The organism is Salinibaculum salinum, assembly GCF_037645885.1.
GTDB classification, from domain to species: Archaea; Halobacteriota; Halobacteria; order Halobacteriales; family Haloarculaceae; genus Salinibaculum; species Salinibaculum salinum.
On sequence record NZ_JBBENW010000001.1, the window covers coordinates 461000 to 476677 of the forward strand.

At 59.2% G+C, this 15678-nt stretch carries 19 protein-coding genes, 1 tRNA gene and 1 pseudogene; 10 read left to right on the top strand and 11 right to left on the bottom strand.

Going from position 1 to position 15678, the window contains the following annotated elements; genetic code table 11:
- Window positions 1-52 precede the first annotated feature (52 nt).
- The 3 genes from WDJ60_RS02415 to WDJ60_RS02425 all read right to left on the bottom strand — a co-directional run bounded on the left by WDJ60_RS02415 (window position 53) and on the right by WDJ60_RS02425 (window position 2141).
- A complete protein-coding gene (locus tag WDJ60_RS02415) occupies window positions 53-541 on the bottom strand; it encodes a 50S ribosomal protein L11 (RefSeq protein ID WP_340098240.1) in 489 nt (162 codons plus the stop codon).
- Window positions 542-588: 47 nt separating this feature from the next.
- A complete protein-coding gene (locus WDJ60_RS02420; protein WP_340098242.1) occupies window positions 589-789 on the bottom strand; it encodes a VNG_1110C family protein in 201 nt (66 codons plus the stop codon).
- 74 nt (window positions 790-863) lie between these two features.
- Window positions 864-2141: a PQQ-dependent sugar dehydrogenase gene (locus WDJ60_RS02425; protein WP_340098244.1), complete on the bottom strand. Its 1278-nt coding sequence runs from the start codon at window positions 2139-2141 to the stop codon at window positions 864-866.
- 120 nt (window positions 2142-2261) lie between these two features.
- Here WDJ60_RS02425 and WDJ60_RS02430 point away from each other — a divergent pair, with 120 nt between their 5' ends.
- Genes WDJ60_RS02430 through WDJ60_RS02440 form a run of 3 tightly spaced genes read left to right on the top strand, consistent with a single transcriptional unit; the run spans window position 2262 to window position 4604 of the window.
- On the top strand, window positions 2262-3374 hold the full coding sequence (locus tag WDJ60_RS02430) for an OBG GTPase family GTP-binding protein (protein ID WP_340098246.1): 1113 nt from the start codon (window positions 2262-2264) through the stop codon (window positions 3372-3374).
- Complete coding sequence (locus tag WDJ60_RS02435) at window positions 3371-3805, top strand: TIGR04206 family protein (RefSeq protein ID WP_340098248.1); 435 nt, start codon at window positions 3371-3373, stop codon at window positions 3803-3805. Before WDJ60_RS02430 ends, WDJ60_RS02435 begins: the two co-directional genes overlap by 4 nt.
- 43 nt (window positions 3806-3848) lie before the next feature.
- Window positions 3849-4604: a VOC family protein gene (locus tag WDJ60_RS02440; protein ID WP_340098250.1), complete on the top strand. Its 756-nt coding sequence runs from the start codon at window positions 3849-3851 to the stop codon at window positions 4602-4604.
- A 15-nt stretch (window positions 4605-4619) separates the two neighbouring features.
- Here WDJ60_RS02440 and hepT read toward each other — a convergent pair whose 3' ends face one another.
- From hepT to WDJ60_RS02460, 4 genes are all read right to left on the bottom strand, one after another.
- Window positions 4620-5066: a type VII toxin-antitoxin system HepT family RNase toxin gene (hepT, locus tag WDJ60_RS02445; protein ID WP_340098252.1), complete on the bottom strand. Its 447-nt coding sequence runs from the start codon at window positions 5064-5066 to the stop codon at window positions 4620-4622.
- Complete coding sequence (mntA, locus tag WDJ60_RS02450) at window positions 5063-5503, bottom strand: type VII toxin-antitoxin system MntA family adenylyltransferase antitoxin (protein WP_340098254.1); 441 nt, start codon at window positions 5501-5503, stop codon at window positions 5063-5065. Before mntA ends, hepT begins: the two co-directional genes overlap by 4 nt.
- Window positions 5504-5644: 141 nt before the next feature.
- Entirely contained in the window at window positions 5645-5863 is a 219-nt protein-coding gene (locus tag WDJ60_RS02455) for a hypothetical protein (RefSeq protein ID WP_340098256.1), read from the bottom strand.
- 182 nt (window positions 5864-6045) lie between these two features.
- Window positions 6046-6378 carry a UPF0175 family protein gene (locus tag WDJ60_RS02460; protein ID WP_340098258.1) on the bottom strand — a complete coding sequence of 111 codons (333 nt, stop codon included), beginning with the start codon at window positions 6376-6378 and terminating at the stop codon, window positions 6046-6048.
- A gap of 41 nt (window positions 6379-6419) precedes the next feature.
- On the opposite strand from WDJ60_RS02460, the gene WDJ60_RS02465 reads away from it, so the two are divergent.
- Complete coding sequence (locus tag WDJ60_RS02465) at window positions 6420-6683, top strand: type II toxin-antitoxin system HicB family antitoxin (protein WP_340098260.1); 264 nt, start codon at window positions 6420-6422, stop codon at window positions 6681-6683.
- Window positions 6684-6796: 113 nt separating this feature from the next.
- On the opposite strand, the gene WDJ60_RS02470 is transcribed toward WDJ60_RS02465, so the two are convergent.
- The gene (locus WDJ60_RS02470) at window positions 6797-7210 is read right to left on the bottom strand and encodes a putative toxin-antitoxin system toxin component, PIN family (protein ID WP_340098262.1); all 414 of its coding nucleotides are present in this window, start codon (window positions 7208-7210) and stop codon (window positions 6797-6799) included.
- Window positions 7207-7470, bottom strand: coding sequence for an AbrB/MazE/SpoVT family DNA-binding domain-containing protein (locus WDJ60_RS02475; RefSeq protein WP_340098264.1), 264 nt, complete (start codon window positions 7468-7470; stop codon window positions 7207-7209). The genes WDJ60_RS02470 and WDJ60_RS02475 overlap by 4 nt, the downstream gene beginning before the upstream one ends.
- Window positions 7471-7972: 502 nt before the next feature.
- On the opposite strand from WDJ60_RS02475, the gene WDJ60_RS02480 reads away from it, so the two are divergent.
- Complete coding sequence (locus WDJ60_RS02480) at window positions 7973-11077, top strand: DUF7282 domain-containing protein (protein ID WP_340098266.1); 3105 nt, start codon at window positions 7973-7975, stop codon at window positions 11075-11077.
- A gap of 152 nt (window positions 11078-11229) precedes the next feature.
- Window positions 11230-12228, top strand: coding sequence for an archaeosortase A (gene artA, locus WDJ60_RS02485; RefSeq protein WP_417750426.1), 999 nt, complete (start codon window positions 11230-11232; stop codon window positions 12226-12228).
- Here the strand turns inward: artA and dph5 are convergent.
- Complete coding sequence (dph5, locus tag WDJ60_RS02490; RefSeq protein WP_340098270.1) at window positions 12225-12986, bottom strand: diphthine synthase; 762 nt, start codon at window positions 12984-12986, stop codon at window positions 12225-12227. The two genes, artA and dph5, sit on opposite strands and share 4 nt — an antisense overlap.
- A 75-nt stretch (window positions 12987-13061) precedes the next feature.
- On the opposite strand from dph5, the gene WDJ60_RS02495 reads away from it, so the two are divergent.
- From WDJ60_RS02495 to WDJ60_RS02505, 3 genes are all read left to right on the top strand, one after another.
- Window positions 13062-14045, top strand: a complete 984-nt coding sequence (locus tag WDJ60_RS02495; protein WP_340098272.1) for a class I SAM-dependent methyltransferase — start codon at window positions 13062-13064, stop codon at window positions 14043-14045.
- A 51-nt stretch (window positions 14046-14096) separates the two neighbouring features.
- Window positions 14097-14285 (top strand): hypothetical protein, encoded by a 189-nt coding sequence (locus WDJ60_RS02500; protein WP_340098274.1) that lies wholly within the window; start codon window positions 14097-14099, stop codon window positions 14283-14285.
- A 110-nt stretch (window positions 14286-14395) separates the two neighbouring features.
- Window positions 14396-14470, top strand: a tRNA-Thr gene (locus WDJ60_RS02505).
- 77 nt (window positions 14471-14547) lie between these two features.
- Here WDJ60_RS02505 and WDJ60_RS02510 read toward each other — a convergent pair.
- A pseudogene (locus WDJ60_RS02510) lies at window positions 14548-15264 on the bottom strand (IS6 family transposase).
- Between the two features lie 128 nt (window positions 15265-15392).
- Here WDJ60_RS02510 and WDJ60_RS02515 point away from each other — a divergent pair.
- The gene (locus WDJ60_RS02515) at window positions 15393-15569 is read left to right on the top strand and encodes a hypothetical protein (protein ID WP_340098276.1); all 177 of its coding nucleotides are present in this window, start codon (window positions 15393-15395) and stop codon (window positions 15567-15569) included.
- Window positions 15570-15678 lie beyond the last annotated feature (109 nt).

The window sequence follows — 15678 nt, forward strand, 5'->3', positions numbered from 1 at the left end:
GTCACGCCACTACTTCGTCAGTGACAGTAGAGAACGTTCGCCTCGAAGCGGCCTACGCGGCCGCTTCTTCAGCGAAGACTTCGTCGTACTCGCCAGCGTCGATTCGCTCCTTGAACTCGCGGGGATTCTCGCCTTCGATGGTGACGCCCAGCGAGGTGCAGGTACCGACGATTTCCTTGGCGGCGTTCTTGAGGTCGTAGGCGAGCAGGTCGGGGAGTTTCTGCTCCGCGATCTGTTTCACCTGGTCGACCGAGAGGTCTGCGACGAAGTCCTCCTGGGGTTCACCGCTGCCCGTCTCGAAGCCGGCCTCGTCCTTGATGAGTTCGGCCGTCGGCGGAACACCGACTTCGATGCTGAACGAGCCGTCTTCCTCGTACTCGACGGTGACGGGGACTTCCGTGCCGTCGAACGCTGCGGTCTGGTCGTTGATCTCCTGAACGACAGCCTGTACGTCGACGGGGGTCGGACCCAGTTCGGGACCCAGCGGCGGACCGGGGTTGGCCTGCCCACCGGGGACAAGCACTTCGATAGTATCAGCCATACCCAGATGTCCGTACGGGCAGTTTTAAGAATTGCTTTTTGCCGTCGTCACGCGACCGTGACACCGTTTCGCGTGAGGAACTCACTCACGTCCTTGATCTCGACGGGACTGCCGATGATCCGGACCCGACACTGCTCGGCGTGAACCGTCACGACGAAGCGAGACGCTATCTCCTCCTGGAGTCCCTCTATCGCACTCTCCGGGAGGAGAATCTGCGTACTGTCACGCAGTCGGGCCACTTCTGTCATTATCGTATTTGACAGCGGGCTGAATATGAGTGTGTCGAAACACATCCAGACTGTCCAAACTGGCCGCCTATCCCTCATTCGCGTGTTGGTATCAGTCGGTGGAGGCCACCGCCGTCGTTCCCACTACTGAGAACGTACAGCTCTCCCTCGTGTCTCTCGAACGCCCGGATCTGCTGCAGTTTATCCGCATCGGCGGCAGCGATAGGGAGGACACTGGTGTCCCACAGCCCCTCGTCGGACGGCGAGGCGACGAACAGTTCTCCCTCTGCCTGGAAGTCTCCGAAGACAAACGTCCCGTCGAGACTCGGTATGGCAGTTCCACGGTAGACGTTTCCCGCGATAATCGAGATGCCGCTGACGGACTCGCCCGAGTGTGGATACTCGACGACGGGGTCGCGCAGGCGCTCGCCCCCGCGCACGCTGTCAGGCGTACTGTCCGGACAGGGCTCATTCTCAAAACAGTGGGTGGCCTCCTTGACGTTCCAGCCGTAGTTGCCGCCCGCCTCCACGCGGTCGAGTTCCTCGTAGCGGTTCTGGCCGACGTCTCCGGCGTAGAGTGTCTCGCCGTCGAATGCGAGTCGCCAGGGGTTCCGCAATCCCCACGCGTAGTGTTCGTCCAGTCCGTCCCGACCGACGAGCGGATTGTCCTCGGGAACGGCGTACCCCTCTCCATCGGTATCCACGTCGATTCGGAGGATGCTCCCGAGCAGGTTCTCGGTCACGTCCTGGCCGTTCCCACCGGCGACTCCGTCGTACCAGTCCTCGACGTGGCCTCGGCCCTGGTCGCCGCCGGCGCCGCCGTCGCCGACGCCGACGAACAGCAGTCCGTCCGGGCCGAACACGATGGAGCCGGCGTTGTGGTTGGCCTGTGGCTGTGGAATCTCCATGATGGTCCGCTCGGCGTCCTCTTCGACCGTGTGCCCGTCCTCGCTGACGCGAAACTCAGAGAGCACGAACGTGTGGCTGTACCCGTCCGGTGTCCCCGCTCTGGACGGGGCGGAGTAGCGGACGAACAATCGGCGGTTCTCGGCAAAGTTCGGATGGAGCGCAATCCCGAGTAGTCCCTGTTCGAAGCCGGTTACGACGGTGTCCTGCAGGTCGAGAAGCGGCGTCGAGCGTATGCTGTCCGATTCGTGAACTCGTATCAGACCCCCCTGCTCGGCGACGTACCGCCGGTTGGCGTCGGGAGCGAAGGCCACGTCGAGCGGGCCAGAGAGTCCACTTGCCAACGTTTCGAGAGCGACCTCGTCGGGCGTGCCGGGGAGTGGGCTCTCGGCGCTCTCGTCGATCGGTCGGCCACAGCCGGCCAATCCAGTCAGGGCGGCAGCGGCCAGAAACTGACGGCGTTTCATATATCGACATGGGGTTGAACCGGAAAAAGTGTCCGGCAGTCTCACTCCGGGTGCCTGCAGGGATCGCTTTCCCGGTCAGGACGAAAACCCTATTGAGGGTGGACGGCCGAGACTGGGGTAATGGGCCTCGAAGACGAGATTCGCGAACTCGAAGAGGAAATCGCCAGCACGCCCTACAACAAGTCCACGGAGGCCCACATCGGCCGACTGAAGGCCAAACTCGCCGAGAAGAAAGAAGAACTGGACAAAAAACAGTCCTCCTCCGGTGGCGGCCCGGGCTACGCTGTCGAGAAACACGGCGACGCGACCGTCGCGCTCGTCGGCTTCCCCAGTGTCGGCAAGTCCACGCTCCTGAACGCGCTGACCAACGCTGACAGCGAAACCGGTTCCTACGAGTTCACGACGCTCGACGTGAATCCCGGCATGCTCCAGTACCGCGGTGCGAACATCCAGATGCTCGACGTACCGGGGCTCATCGAGGGCGCGGCGGGCGGGCGCGGCGACGGACAGGCGGTCCTCTCGGTCGTGCGGACCGCAGACCTCGTCGTCTTCGTCCTCTCGGTGTTCGAAATCGAGCAGTACCAGCGCCTCTACGACGAACTTTACAAGAACGGTATCCGACTCGACCAGGACCCGCCGCGGGTCTCCGTGCGGAAAAAGCACAAGGACGGCATCACCGTCAACTCGAGCGTCGACCTCGATCTGGACGAGGAGACGGTCACAGACGTGCTCCGCGAGCGCGGCTACGTCAACGCCACCGTGACCGTCGGCGAACAGCTCGACATCGACCGACTCATCGACGGCGTGATGGACAACCGCGAGTACGTCCCGTCGCTCGTGACCGTCAACAAAGCCGACCTCATCGAACCGGACTACCTCCCGACTGTCGAGGAAGACCTCCGCGAGCACGATATCGACCCCGACGAGACAATCTTCATCAGTGCCGAAGAGGAGAAGGGACTGGACGCGCTTCGGGAAGCAATCTGGGAAGAACTCGGCCTCATCCGCATTTATATGGACAAACCCGGTCGGGGTGTCGACCGCGACGAGCCGCTCATCCTCCGGGAGGGTGACACCGTCGAGGACGCTTGCGAGAAACTGGGCGGTGAGTTCAAGGAGCGATTCCGCTTTGCGCGGGTCTCCGGGCCGAGTGCCAAACACGACGAACAGCAGGTCGGGATGGACCACGAACTGGCCGACGAAGACGTGCTCCGGATTCTCCGCCGGAAATGAACCGGCGACTCGCGGCCATCGTCGCGCTCGGACTCGTCCCGTGGTCGTTCGTCCTCGCCGGCGACGAACTCACGCTCGTCTTCGCCTTCGGACTCGTCGACCCACAGCCGTTCCACCTGACGGATACGTACACGTACGTCACCGCGTACACGCGCGGATTGCCCCGATTTCTCCGAGCGTGGCCCGCCGGAGCCGGCGTCTACCTGCTCGCACTCGCCAGCGCCGTCTCTGGAGTGCTTTTGGACTTCGAAGACCGGCGCGTAACTGCCCTTTTGCTCGTCCTCGTCGGGCTGACCCAGCTTACGTTCGCGTGGGGCTTTACCCGCCGTGCGCTGACGGTCGCGTTCCCGCTGGGGACTGTCCTCTCGTGGACGATCGTCTGGTGGTTCGACTGGGAGACGCTTCGGACTGCCGTTCCGGCGAGTTCGTAGCCAGGCATCACGCTTTTCGTCCGTGCGTTCGTGCACATTGACGATGAGCGGAACACTCGACCACGTCATGATGCGCGTCGAAGACCTCGACGAATCGCTCGACTGGTACCAGACGCACTTCGGCTACGAGGAGGTCGGCCGCTGGGAGGCCGACACCTTCACGAACGTCTATCTGCAGGCACCCGACGCCCACGACGACGGCGCCTTCCTCGAACTCACGTACAACCACGACGGCCGCACGTACGACTTCGGCGACGCCTGGGGACACATCGCCGTGCGCGTGCGCGACGTATACGATGTGTACGATCAACTCCTCGAGGAGGGCGTCGAGGACTACCGCGACCCCGACTCCTGCGGTGGCTCGTATGCCTTCGTCACCGACCCCGATGGCCACGAAATCGAACTGGTCGAGCGCGACCACGGCGCACAGTGGAGTCTCGACCACACCATGATTCGCGTCGAGGACGCCGACGAGGCGATCGGCTGGTACACGCGAAAACTCGACTACGACCTCTTTCGCCGCGAGGAGTTCGAGGACTTCGCGCTGTACTTCCTGAAACCCGGCGACGCCCCCGACGAGGCGATGTCGGTCGAACTCACATACAATTATGACGGGCGCACGTACGAGATGGGCGACGCGTGGGGGCACGTGGCCGTGCGCACAGACGACCTCGGAGAATACTGGGAGACGTTGATGGGACGCCACGCTGAGGACTACCGCGACCCGGAGAGCTGTGACAACCGCTACGCCTTTACGAAGGACTGCGACCGCCACGAAATCGAGATTGTCGAGCGGTAGTGGTAGGTGTCTCCTTCAGTCGGTCGCTGCTTCGTCGAGAGACTCCCGAATCTCGCGGAGATATCGAACGAGCCACTCCAGTTCGTGCTGGAGATGCTGATACACCGCTGTATTATCGATTTCGTCCCCGTATCTGTGAGTAAGAACGTTTCTGAACCCCGCCGCCTGTTGCATTCGCTCGCTGGTCTCTGTCGACAGAATACCGTGTTCTTCGAGTGCAGCGAACTGGCCGGCGTTCGTTTCGGGTATCGACGCATCGAGCGCTCGGAGCATCAACGCTGCGATGTCGATGCACGCTTCGATTGCGGTCTGGAACTCTCGTTCGACGATTGCCCGCTGCTCTCGGTCCGACGCGTACGTTTCGATGTCGAGTGACTGTTTCCGTGACAGCACCGTCACCGCCTTTTCGACGTGTTCCGTCTTGTCTACAATTCGTGCCTCGACATCGTCTGGAACGGTCACACCTGCCCCTCTAGTCGGTCGAGAATCCCGTCGAACCGCTCCATCCGCTCGTCGTGTGTCTCCTCTTTGGTAGCCTCTTCGAACCGCTTCCGGTAGGCATCGAGCGTCGACTGGTCTCCCAGTAGTACGACCCCGGTTTCGAGTGCCGACAGGCCCACTTCAGGACGAATCGTCTCCAGGTCCGCGATGTCGACAGCATCCATACCGAGTGTTCTGCTGAGTTCTGTGGTCAGTTCGATTCGAGACTGCAACCGTTGGGCTGCGGAGAGTTCAGGCGCGAATCCAACGGCAATATCAATGTCGCTCTCTGGTGTGGTCGGCCCGTGAAGCTGTGATCCGTAGAGAAGCGCACACTCGATGGGATACGCTTCGAGTACCTCCGTGATTTTGTCAGTGCTGATGTCGAGTGTACCCATCTCTTCCGGACGCTCTCGCATGTCCGATAGTTGCACTGCGGCCGTCTTATAAGTAGCGAGCGACCCAAATCTGTGCCACTGGGTCTATCGGTATACGTTCCACAGTGTGATACGACTCTAACCACTACTGACCTCATAGCAATGTGCCTGAAAGAGTCAAACTCAGATGATTCGGAGGAACTCCGCGCCCGTGTCCGCCGAATCATCGCCGAAGACCGGGAACTCTTTGACGAACTTGACGAGTAGGTCCCCCGCTTTTTGATGCGACTTTCCGGGTTCGACAAAATGGACTCCGGAACGTCGCACGTCCTCGACTTCGAGCGCTGACAGACCAATTCGGGGCAGGTGCTCTGAGAGCTGTAACAACCAGTACGCGTTCACGAAAGACCGCGACGGGCACGAAATCGAAGTCGTCGAGCGGGAGGACCTGGGTGTCGTTCCTACTCCTCTGCTTCCGAGAGAATTTTGAATACAGTTCGTCAGAAATCCAGAAGCCGGCTTCGCGGAGTCTGTCGAAGAGTGCGAGGTTCAGCAGTGGTGACGTGTCCGAGACGACGAGCTGGTTACCGGGCATATTCGAGGTCGTCGGCGAGTTCCGAGTCAGTGTAGTGGCGCGGTATCTCGCGCTCGCCGAGTAACGTGTGGAACTCGCGTTTCGACATCTCCGCCAGCGCACGAGCCTTCCCAAAGGATAGGATATCCTGCGCGTAGAGCGAGATTGCCAGTTCCCGTTTCATCGCCTCCGGGCGGTCCTTCTCGGGGACCTGCAACGCGTCGTACACTTCGTCGTCGATTTCGATAGTCGCTATGGCTGGATATTGGATGAGGCGAATATTGAGTGTTTGGCCCTCTCCGACTGCGACAGTCTCGAGACCGGGACGCTCGACCGGTCGCACCGACCGAACACTTATTCACAAAAGCGGCGTACAATTCCACGATGGGAACGACAACAGATCCGGGTGACGAAGAGGGTGTGGAGTTCCTGTACGAAGAGGACTTGGTGACCGCGCGGGATATCGAGAGCGGCGTCGCCGCAAGCGGTGAGACGAAGGCGGCAGCGCTGGCGATGCTGGCAGACGCGCTCACGCTACACGAAGGCGGGGGCGAACCGATCGACGACGAAGACGAGTTTCTTCGGGAAATCGGCATCGACCCCGAGCGTATCGAAACCGACGATACCCCTCCTCAGTGGCTCGAGTAGATGGTCTATGCAGCCATGTGTTTGCGCCGGGTGTCCTCGCTCGCTTCGCTTGTTCGCGTGAAGGCTCGTGTCCAATCCGCACACGTACTGAAGCGACCAACCGTGCAGAGAGGTTACTGATTATCGAGTAATTCGTAGAAGGTTCTCGGCTCGACGATTTCGATGCCGCGGAATGACTCCAACGAGAGTAAATGTCCATCACCAGACACGAGGTAGTCAACATCGCCTGCTACTGCTGCTTCGAGGAACTTGTCATCGTCCGGGTCATCTTCAACAGCCGTGATGTCCATCTGTGGGGAAACGAACTCAGCAAAATACCGAATCGTTTCGACTTCGTCTTGTACTTCGTTCTCGTTCATGTGGAATCGCTCTGGATACTTGAGAAGCGTTTCACGGAACTCGGTGAGCGTCTCAACGGAGACGACAATCTGGTACTCGTGGTTAAATCCTCTGACGAGTAACTCATACGGGACGCCAGTCGCAATGACGCCGGAAATGAGAACGTTCGTGTCGAGGACAGCCCTCATTCATCATCGCTCCGTGCCTCGTGAACAAGTTGAGACACTTCCTCGGGAGAGGCAGCAACTGTTTCTGCACGCTGTTCGACTCGCTGTTGAAACTCTTCGACTGACGGGAGGTCGACTTTCTTCAACACCAGTCCGTACTCTGTCGGCACGACCATGAGTTTCGTCCCCTGTTCCAGCCCAAACTGCTCGCGCAGGCTGCTCGGAATCGTGATTTGCCCTTTCGAGGTCACTGTGGTTACCTCAGGTTCGTCGGATGCCATACTGTGATTCTACGTAAGAATTTCTTACGAAGCAATTTGAATCTGCCGGTCGGTACGCACCTGCAGTGACTACCATCTTCGCTACACGAGATCTGATCCCTGAAGAGGGGGATTTCGACACTGCGGTCATTCTCTCACCGAGCGAGCTTCGCGAACTGAATCGGTTTCCCGGAAACTGTGTCCGTAATTCAGTCCGAAGATAGCAGTTGTCCCACCTGCTATTGATATAAATCACTCTGTGATATCCACTCACATGCGGCCCGTTCAAAGAGAGCCAAACGGGACAGACAGCTAACAAGCCGGGTGATTTCGGCCATCGCGGCTGGTGTCAGACTGCATAGGGAACCACAAAGCATTTAATACATCCGCCGTACCTTTCCGATGTACCCCTGCCCATGGTGATAGCAGTGAGTAAACCGACGCTGGCGACGGCAGCCCGGTGTTGGAAGAGACGAGTTCGGTCGAAAGCTCCTATCGCCGCAGATAACACACATAGCAAACTATGACAAGCAAATCAGACAAGATGCGCGGCCTGTTCCTGGCTGCGATTATGGTAACCAGCGTCTTCGTTGGTTCCATCGCGTTCGCTGGGACAGCCGCAGCGGCTGCAAACGCTGTCTCAGTCGACAGTGCAGTCGAATATAATTCAGGTAACGTAGAACTCGTTCTTAATGATACAGCTGACGGTGCTGGTACAATTGATGAGGGTAACGTTCAGGTCTACGTAGACGGCACCCAAATCATTGAGGACGGTGACAGTACGGGTAACCTAGCTGACTTCAATTCCGATATTACGACGGTTGATGGATTTAGTGGAGATACTGACCGTGTCGAGTTCGATCTCGGTGCCGATGTGACTCCCAACCGAAATCTGACTGTCGTCATTGAAGATGTTGATGATGATGCTAACACTGCGACCAATGACCTCGTCGCAAAAGACCTGACGGTCACGTCCCAGGACATTTCACAAATTGGAAGCGACAAACGCACCTATCAGGGTGAGACTGTCGCAATCGTCGCAGACACCGCCCAGTCCAGTGGGACGGACGTTGTCATCGACGGCCCGAGCGGCGTTGTCCTTGACGGGAACACCGGTGACAACAGCAAAGTTCTGACCCGAAGCACCGAAAACCTGGAACTCGGCGGCGAGTATCAGGTTGACTTCGGTTCCACCGGTACATTCGACCGGAACTTCACGGTTAACAACCTTCAGCTCAGCGCTGAAGCAGTTAGTACGGATGTCACCGCAGGCGACGATATCGAAGTTGATGCTTCGGCTATCCGTGGCCCCGCAGGTCTGACGGTCGAAGTTGATGGTCCTGAAGACAGCAGCGTCAGTAACACGACTGGCAGCCTTGACGGCAACGGTGAAGCGTCGTTCGACCTGCCTACCGAGGATGACAGTGACGATTACGGTGACTACGTTGTGACCGTTATCGACAACCGGACTGGTATCGAAGCTTCGACTGACACGATTACTGTCAGCGAAGGTGCCGAGTCCGATGCTGCATTCGAAAATGTCGAAACCGAACAGCGTGGTGACATCGCTAACATCACCGTCAGCCTGACTGGTGACGCAACCCACGCGACGCTCGCACTCGGTACCGACAACAGCGCGTACGAAACGAACGTCACGGTCGAAGACAAGAACGAAGACGGCGAAGTTACCCTGCAGTGGAACTCGTTCCTCGCTGACAATCGGTCGGCGAACAACCCCGCTGAAATCGGTAACAACTACGACGCTGGTGGCGACGACATCCAGTGGTCGGCTGTTGGTGACGACGAAGTCACTGGGACCAACGTCTCCACCGAAATCGGTGCTGGCCCGCAGCACGTCATCGCAACCGGTACGTACACGATGAACGTCAAGCCGGGTCAGAGTACAGTCGAACGAGCTACCGACCGTAGCACGATCACGCTCGAAGAGCGTGACTCCTCGTCCGTTCAGCTCTGGACCGCACCTGCGGGTGCTGACGAAGATATCTCCAGTGTCTCGGACATCACTGATGCTGCTGACGCTGGTACGCTCACCCAGACTGAAGATATCGCAAAGAACGACGTGCTGGTCGCCCAGATCACCGCTGAAGGTCTCGAAGGCGCCTTCGAGAACCAGACGCGTGTGTCTGACGGTGACACCGAAGCGTGGTACAACCTGACCGCCAATCAGACAGTCTACCTCAACCACACCGAGCAGGTTGGTTCCAGTTCGAACCAGTCTCCGGCAGAGATCAAAATTGCAGCTGGTACCAGTGGAGTCTCCGTCATCGGTGACGCAGACAGTGACACGTACTACGTCATCCACGACACCGATGACATCTCAGCTATTGAGGCTGACGAAACCTACAACACCGAGTTCAGGTTCACGTCTCAGGGTAACAATTCGGCCAACTTCGGTCTGATTGCCCCGAACGCTGATGATGAATTCGAAGACGAAGTCACCGAGACTTCCTTCGAAGTCTCTGACGGCAGCGCAACGATCGACACTGAGGACGACATGATCACCGTCAGCCAGGCTGACGGACAGGAAATCTCCGGAACGTCGACCTACGCGCCAGGTACGGAACTGGATCTCGTGATCCAGTCCGAATCTGGTTCCAGTAGCCAGTTCGTTATTGACCCCGAGACGTTCGAGGTCAGTGAGGATGGCACCTGGTCGGTCACGGCTAACTTCAGTTCCTACAACGTCGGTTCGACGTTCACCGCCGATCTAACCAAAGCATCGGACGGTAGCGACGAAGACGTTGATGTCGATGGTGAAATCCGTGGTCCGCCTGAAGTGATCTCGCTTGAGTTCAGCGACCAGGAACGCCGCGGCGAAGTCGTCGTGGTTGACTCGGTTGAACTCAACGATGGTGGCTTCGTTGCCATCCACGAAGGTAGCGCAAGCGGCGATGTCATCGGTGTCAGCGACTACATCGATGAGAACGACGCGACGCAGAACCTGCGCATCACGCTCGACGAGCCGCTCGACTCCGACACGACGCTCGTCGCAATGCCGCACCTCGACACGAACGGCAACGAAGAGTTCGACTTCAACGGTAGCGACGTCGACGGTCCGTACACGGAGAACGGCTCCGCTGTGACCGCAACGGCAAACTACTCCGTTGAAGGTTCGGAAGCTGACTTCCAGGTTTCGAACCTCGACCCAACCGAGGCGACCGCGACGGCAGGCGACACGGTTGACGTCTCCGCCACGGTCTCCAACGAGGGTAACGCAGAAGGCACGCAGACGGTCGAACTCCAAGTCGACGGCACCTCCGTTGACAGTGAGGAAGTCACTCTCGGCGCTGGCGAGAACGCCACTGTCGAGTTCTCCGCTGACACGTCCGGTCTCGAGGCCGGCGACCTCACGCACGGTGTCTACACTGACGACAGCAGTCAGGAAGGTACCCTGACGGTTGAGTCGGACGGCGGCGACGAGACGCCGACGCCGACTCCGACCCCGGAACCGTCCGATGACGACGGAACCGCGACCGCCGAACCTTCGGATGACGACGGTGACGACACCGAAACCACCGAGGGTGAATCCGGTCCCGGCTTCGGCATCATCGTGTCCGTTCTGGCCCTGCTCGGAGCTGCGCTCCTGGCAGCCCGCCGGAACAACTAACGACTGACAACTAACCGAACTCGCGTTCGGTCCCCTACATTCTTCATTTTTTCACAGGCCGCGAGCGCCTGCTGTCTCCACCTGCGGCGGTGTGGCCGCTGTGCACGTAACGACAAGACATATATTTCGGTTCGCCATACTGCCGGGCAGTGATATTCGACCAGCTCTGGGCGGGGCTCGACGCCTTCGGCGCGTACTCGACGCCGCTCGGATGGATGGCTATCGGGCTCTTTCTGCTCGGTGCCGCACTGGAGTACTACGACCGGGAGTACGCCCGGCCGGCCGTCGCACTCGCGTGGGTCGTCTTCGGCGTCTTCTGGCTGTCGCTGGTCCACCACTTCATCTTCGTCCAGCGGAGCGTCATCGAAGGACTCGGGAGCATCCTCGCGATTCCGCTGGCGCTTTATCTGGCCGCGCTCCTCTGGCGGGGCCGCGACTCGCTGTTCGTCTTCTCCCGAGCGATTGCTATCATGGGCGTGGTCTACTTTTCGGTCGTCTCGATTCCGGTCGTCAGCCAGACACTCATCGAGGCAGTGACCCGGCAGACCGAGTTTCTGATCAATCTGCTCGGGTTCGAGCCGGAGGTCGTCAGTGGCACGCAGATTACCACGGCCGACGGGTCCACGTTCGAGATCGCGAAGAAAGAAAACCCCTTCCGCAGCACGTTCGTCTTCGACGCGTCCGATGTCTCCTACATGGAACAGCCGATCATCACGTACACTATCGTGATGGCCTGTACGGGCCTCGGGAGCATGGCGATCTTCATCGGTCTCATACTCGCCGTGCGGGCGCCGGCCGAACGGAAACTCCGGGCGCTCGCGGTGTCGATCCCCGTGATTTACGTGCTGAACCTCTTCCGGAACGTCTTCATCGGAATTACCTTCGGCAACCAGATGACGAACTTCTTCCCCGACGTGGTCATGGCGCTGTTCTCACTGGAGTCCCAGTGGCAGGTGTCCTACATCATCTCCGACCGGATTATCGCACAGGGGCTCTCCGTCGTCGCACTCGTGGTGATTACGTGGCTCGTGGTGCGTGAGCTTCCGGAAGTCCTTTCGATAATCGAGGACGTGCTCTACGTGCTCACCCGCCGAGAGTACGACCTGCAGGACGCGCTGGGTTTCGCACCGCCAGAGAGCGACCCGGCCTAACTGTCGACCGGCGCGCCGGCGAGTTCTCGCAGTGCGTCCCGTTCGAGCGGGTGGAGGTCACCAGGGAGCACCAGCATGTGAAGCGGGTCGCCGAACGACTGGTCCGTGAGCGCTGAGAGGGTGTCTGCGACGACCGTCGGGTCGTCGCTCCCCGCTTGTCCGACGACGACGCCGAGGCGGTCGAGACCGGCGTCGGCGAGCAAGCGGGCGGCGTGGTCGCCGGTCATGTAGTCCTCGTGTTCCCGGTCGATGTCGAGATAGACGAGCGTGTGGAGGTCCCGTTCGGCGTTTGCGTCGATGGTGTCGATGACGCTCGCTGGGACGCCGTCACCGCCGTGCGAGCGCTCGAAGGGGAGCGTGGTGGCTTTTCCGAAGCGGTAGTTCTGGAGGCCGGTGAGCGAGCTGGCGGCGGTCTGTGCGGTGGTGCCGTGGACGACGCGCGTCTCGATGCCGCGGTCGATCGCGCGTAGTCGGAGGTCGACGTGCGTCGTCGAAATCATCGGGTCGCCGGCGGTGAGAAAGGCGGCGTGTCCTGACTCGGCAGCGTCGAGTATCGGACCGGGGTCCTGTTCGACGCCGGCACGGTCCCGAACAGTAATCTCGATGTCGTGGGTCGATTCGACGGTTTCGATGGTCGTCCCCGCGAGAAAGCTGGTGTAGAACTCCGCGAAGGCGCGGTCAGCGTCCGCGAGTGCGTCTTTTCCCTGGAGTGTAATCGAGCGTTCGTCGTAGAGTCCGAGACCGATGAACGTCAGCATACTCGCCAATCGAGGGGGATGCGAATAAACGCGCCGAACGTCAGGCTTACCGCACCCGACCCCGGAGGTGCGTGCATGTCGGTTCCGTGTGTGCGCGTCGAGCGAGCGGCGGGCGAACAGACCCGCGCGTCGCTGGCCGAACTGGATATCGTCGATGACGCCCACGAAATCGTGGTCGAGGACGGGTGGCTGTACGTGCCTGTGACTGACCCCGCCGCTGTGCCGCCGGCGTACGACGTGGTGCACCGCGAGATGCCCGAGCGGGAGACCCAGACGATGCCCGCCGATGTGCTCGACTTTTCGCCGTCCTACGAGCGACTCGGCGACATCGCCATCGTCGACGAGGACGACCCCGACCGGGCAGCGGCACTCGCCGAGGCGCTGATGGAATCGGCCATTCCGGTGAAATCCGTGCTCAATCGTGCATCGAAGATTCAGGGAACAGAGCGGGTCCGCGACTGGGAGATTCTCGCGGGAACCGAGACTGAGGCCGTCCACCGGGAGTACGGCTGTTCGTTCGCCCTCGACCTCGCCGACGTGTACTTCTCGCCACGACTGGCGACCGAGCGCCACCGCGTCGTCGAACAGGTTCGAGAGGGCGAGCACTTTTTCGATATGTTCGCCGGGGTTGGGCCCTTCGTCGTTCCGGCGGCGAAACGCGGCGCGACTGCCGTCGGTGTCGATATCAACGACGATGCGACCGAGTATCTCCGGGAGAACGCCGACCGAAACGACGTGAGTGAGCGCGTGACGGCAATCTGTGGGGACGTTCGGGATGTCGCCGCCGACTACGAGGACTGGGCTGAGCGCATCGTGATGAACCTGCCACACAGCGCCGACGAGTTTCTCGAGACGGCTGTCACGCTCGCCGGCGAGGAGTGCGTGATTCACTACTACGACATCCAGCACGAGGACGACCCTTACGGTCCCGGTGAACGGGCGATTCGCGAGGCAGCAGCGGGTGACTACGACGTGACCGTTGAGACGCGCCACACTGTCCGCTCGTACGCGCCACACGAGTTGAACGTGGTACTGGACGTGCGGCTCAGCCGAGCCTGACTGGACCAGTCCGGTAGTGGTTCTATGCTGCTGCTCGTTGTAGGGCTGGGTATGGACCTGCGACAGTCGGTCTCTGGCTGGGCGCTGTTCGTGGTGGGCGTTGCTGGCCTCGGTGTCAGTTGGGTACTGACGGGTCCGATGGCGGCTGGTGTCGGCCTTCTGTCAGTCGCGTGTCTGGCAGTTGGCGTCCTTATCATCGGCACCGGCGGCAGTGATGACGAAGTCCAGACGAGCGGTTAGTCCCGTCTGGATTCGCAATCCTTATAGCGGTTATCGACACAAGAAAGAGGTGCACACGGAAGGCGAAGCCTGCCGGTGTCCTGCAACGCAGGGCTCGGAAGACGAAGTCTGCCGGTGTAGCTCAGACTGGCTAGAGCGATTCCTTCGTAAGGAATAGGCCGAGGGTTCAAATCCCTCCACCGGCTTACATAAAAAGGGTTCAATTCCTTCTTGCGATTCCACCATATAAACAACCTATTCCTGTATGTTCTAATGATACTGTTTAGTTCTGACTTTTCTCAGCAGGAGTTTGGCCATTTGGCGCTTGATTCGGCCGTTCGTGGTTGGAGTGGTATCTAAATCGCCGCAGTCAGCGTTTCGTGCTGGATTGATTGCTCTGCTAACACAAGTGCAAGCGGGCAATTCGCATGGTGACAGTGTGAAACCATTTTCGATGCGGTTTCTATCTTGATAGTCAAGCCGACCGATTAATTCACGACGCACGAGGACAGTTAGATAGTTTGTAGCATCGATGAGAGATTCTGTGTCGGCGACATCTGTTTCTCGTAAGTCGATGTAGGAACGCCGTCATCAGAATCTGAAGCGTTCTGATTGGCTAACGGAAGGTTTCCTCTCGTGGACACTACAGGGTTAGTACCACGTTGACTGAACACGTCGGCTTCAAGCAGTAATTTCGAGACTGTACCGACGTCGCATACAGCCACTTTTTCCCGCCGTCAACCTTGATTTGTTTCTCGTCACCCGCGACGCCGTCGGCGGGTAGACCCTGTGACTTAGACAGTGTATAAACCCAGTTCCAGACCGCTCCGTGAGTACGATCGACACCTAACAATTCTAGATTGCAACAGCCTCTAGCAGCGACCCTACTGTATCGAGACGCACCCCAAACCACCGGACGGGTGTTAGGACGCGCTTGTTCTCCCAAAACGTCTTCGCTGTCCTCATCTAACGTTTCGCTGAGGAGGTCCGTGGGTTTCATGAGCACTTTCCGATACGCTTGCTTACTTTTCAACCCCTCAACCAGATAGTGCCTACATGACGTTTACTATGACATACTCTACTGTTAGGATACTGATTACTATTTAACAGTACACTGCTTGGGATACCATGGGAGATAAGAACCCCATTTCAGAAACCACCGTAACAGACAACAATACCACTACTGTCCCAAAACCTGTTCGGAACCGAGAAAAGATCAGTTCTGGCGATACTCTTGGTTGGTTTATTGAAGAGGGTGAATGGATCGTAATAAAAACGGACGGTGCAGGTGGTGATCAAGAGTGAACTTTCACTCTCCGGTTAGTTTAGTTCTTGGAGCCGACTGTCCATATTGCGAAAGGGGGGAGCTCACTCAGAAGCAGTACAAGGGGACGAATGCCGCAGTCTGTACGGC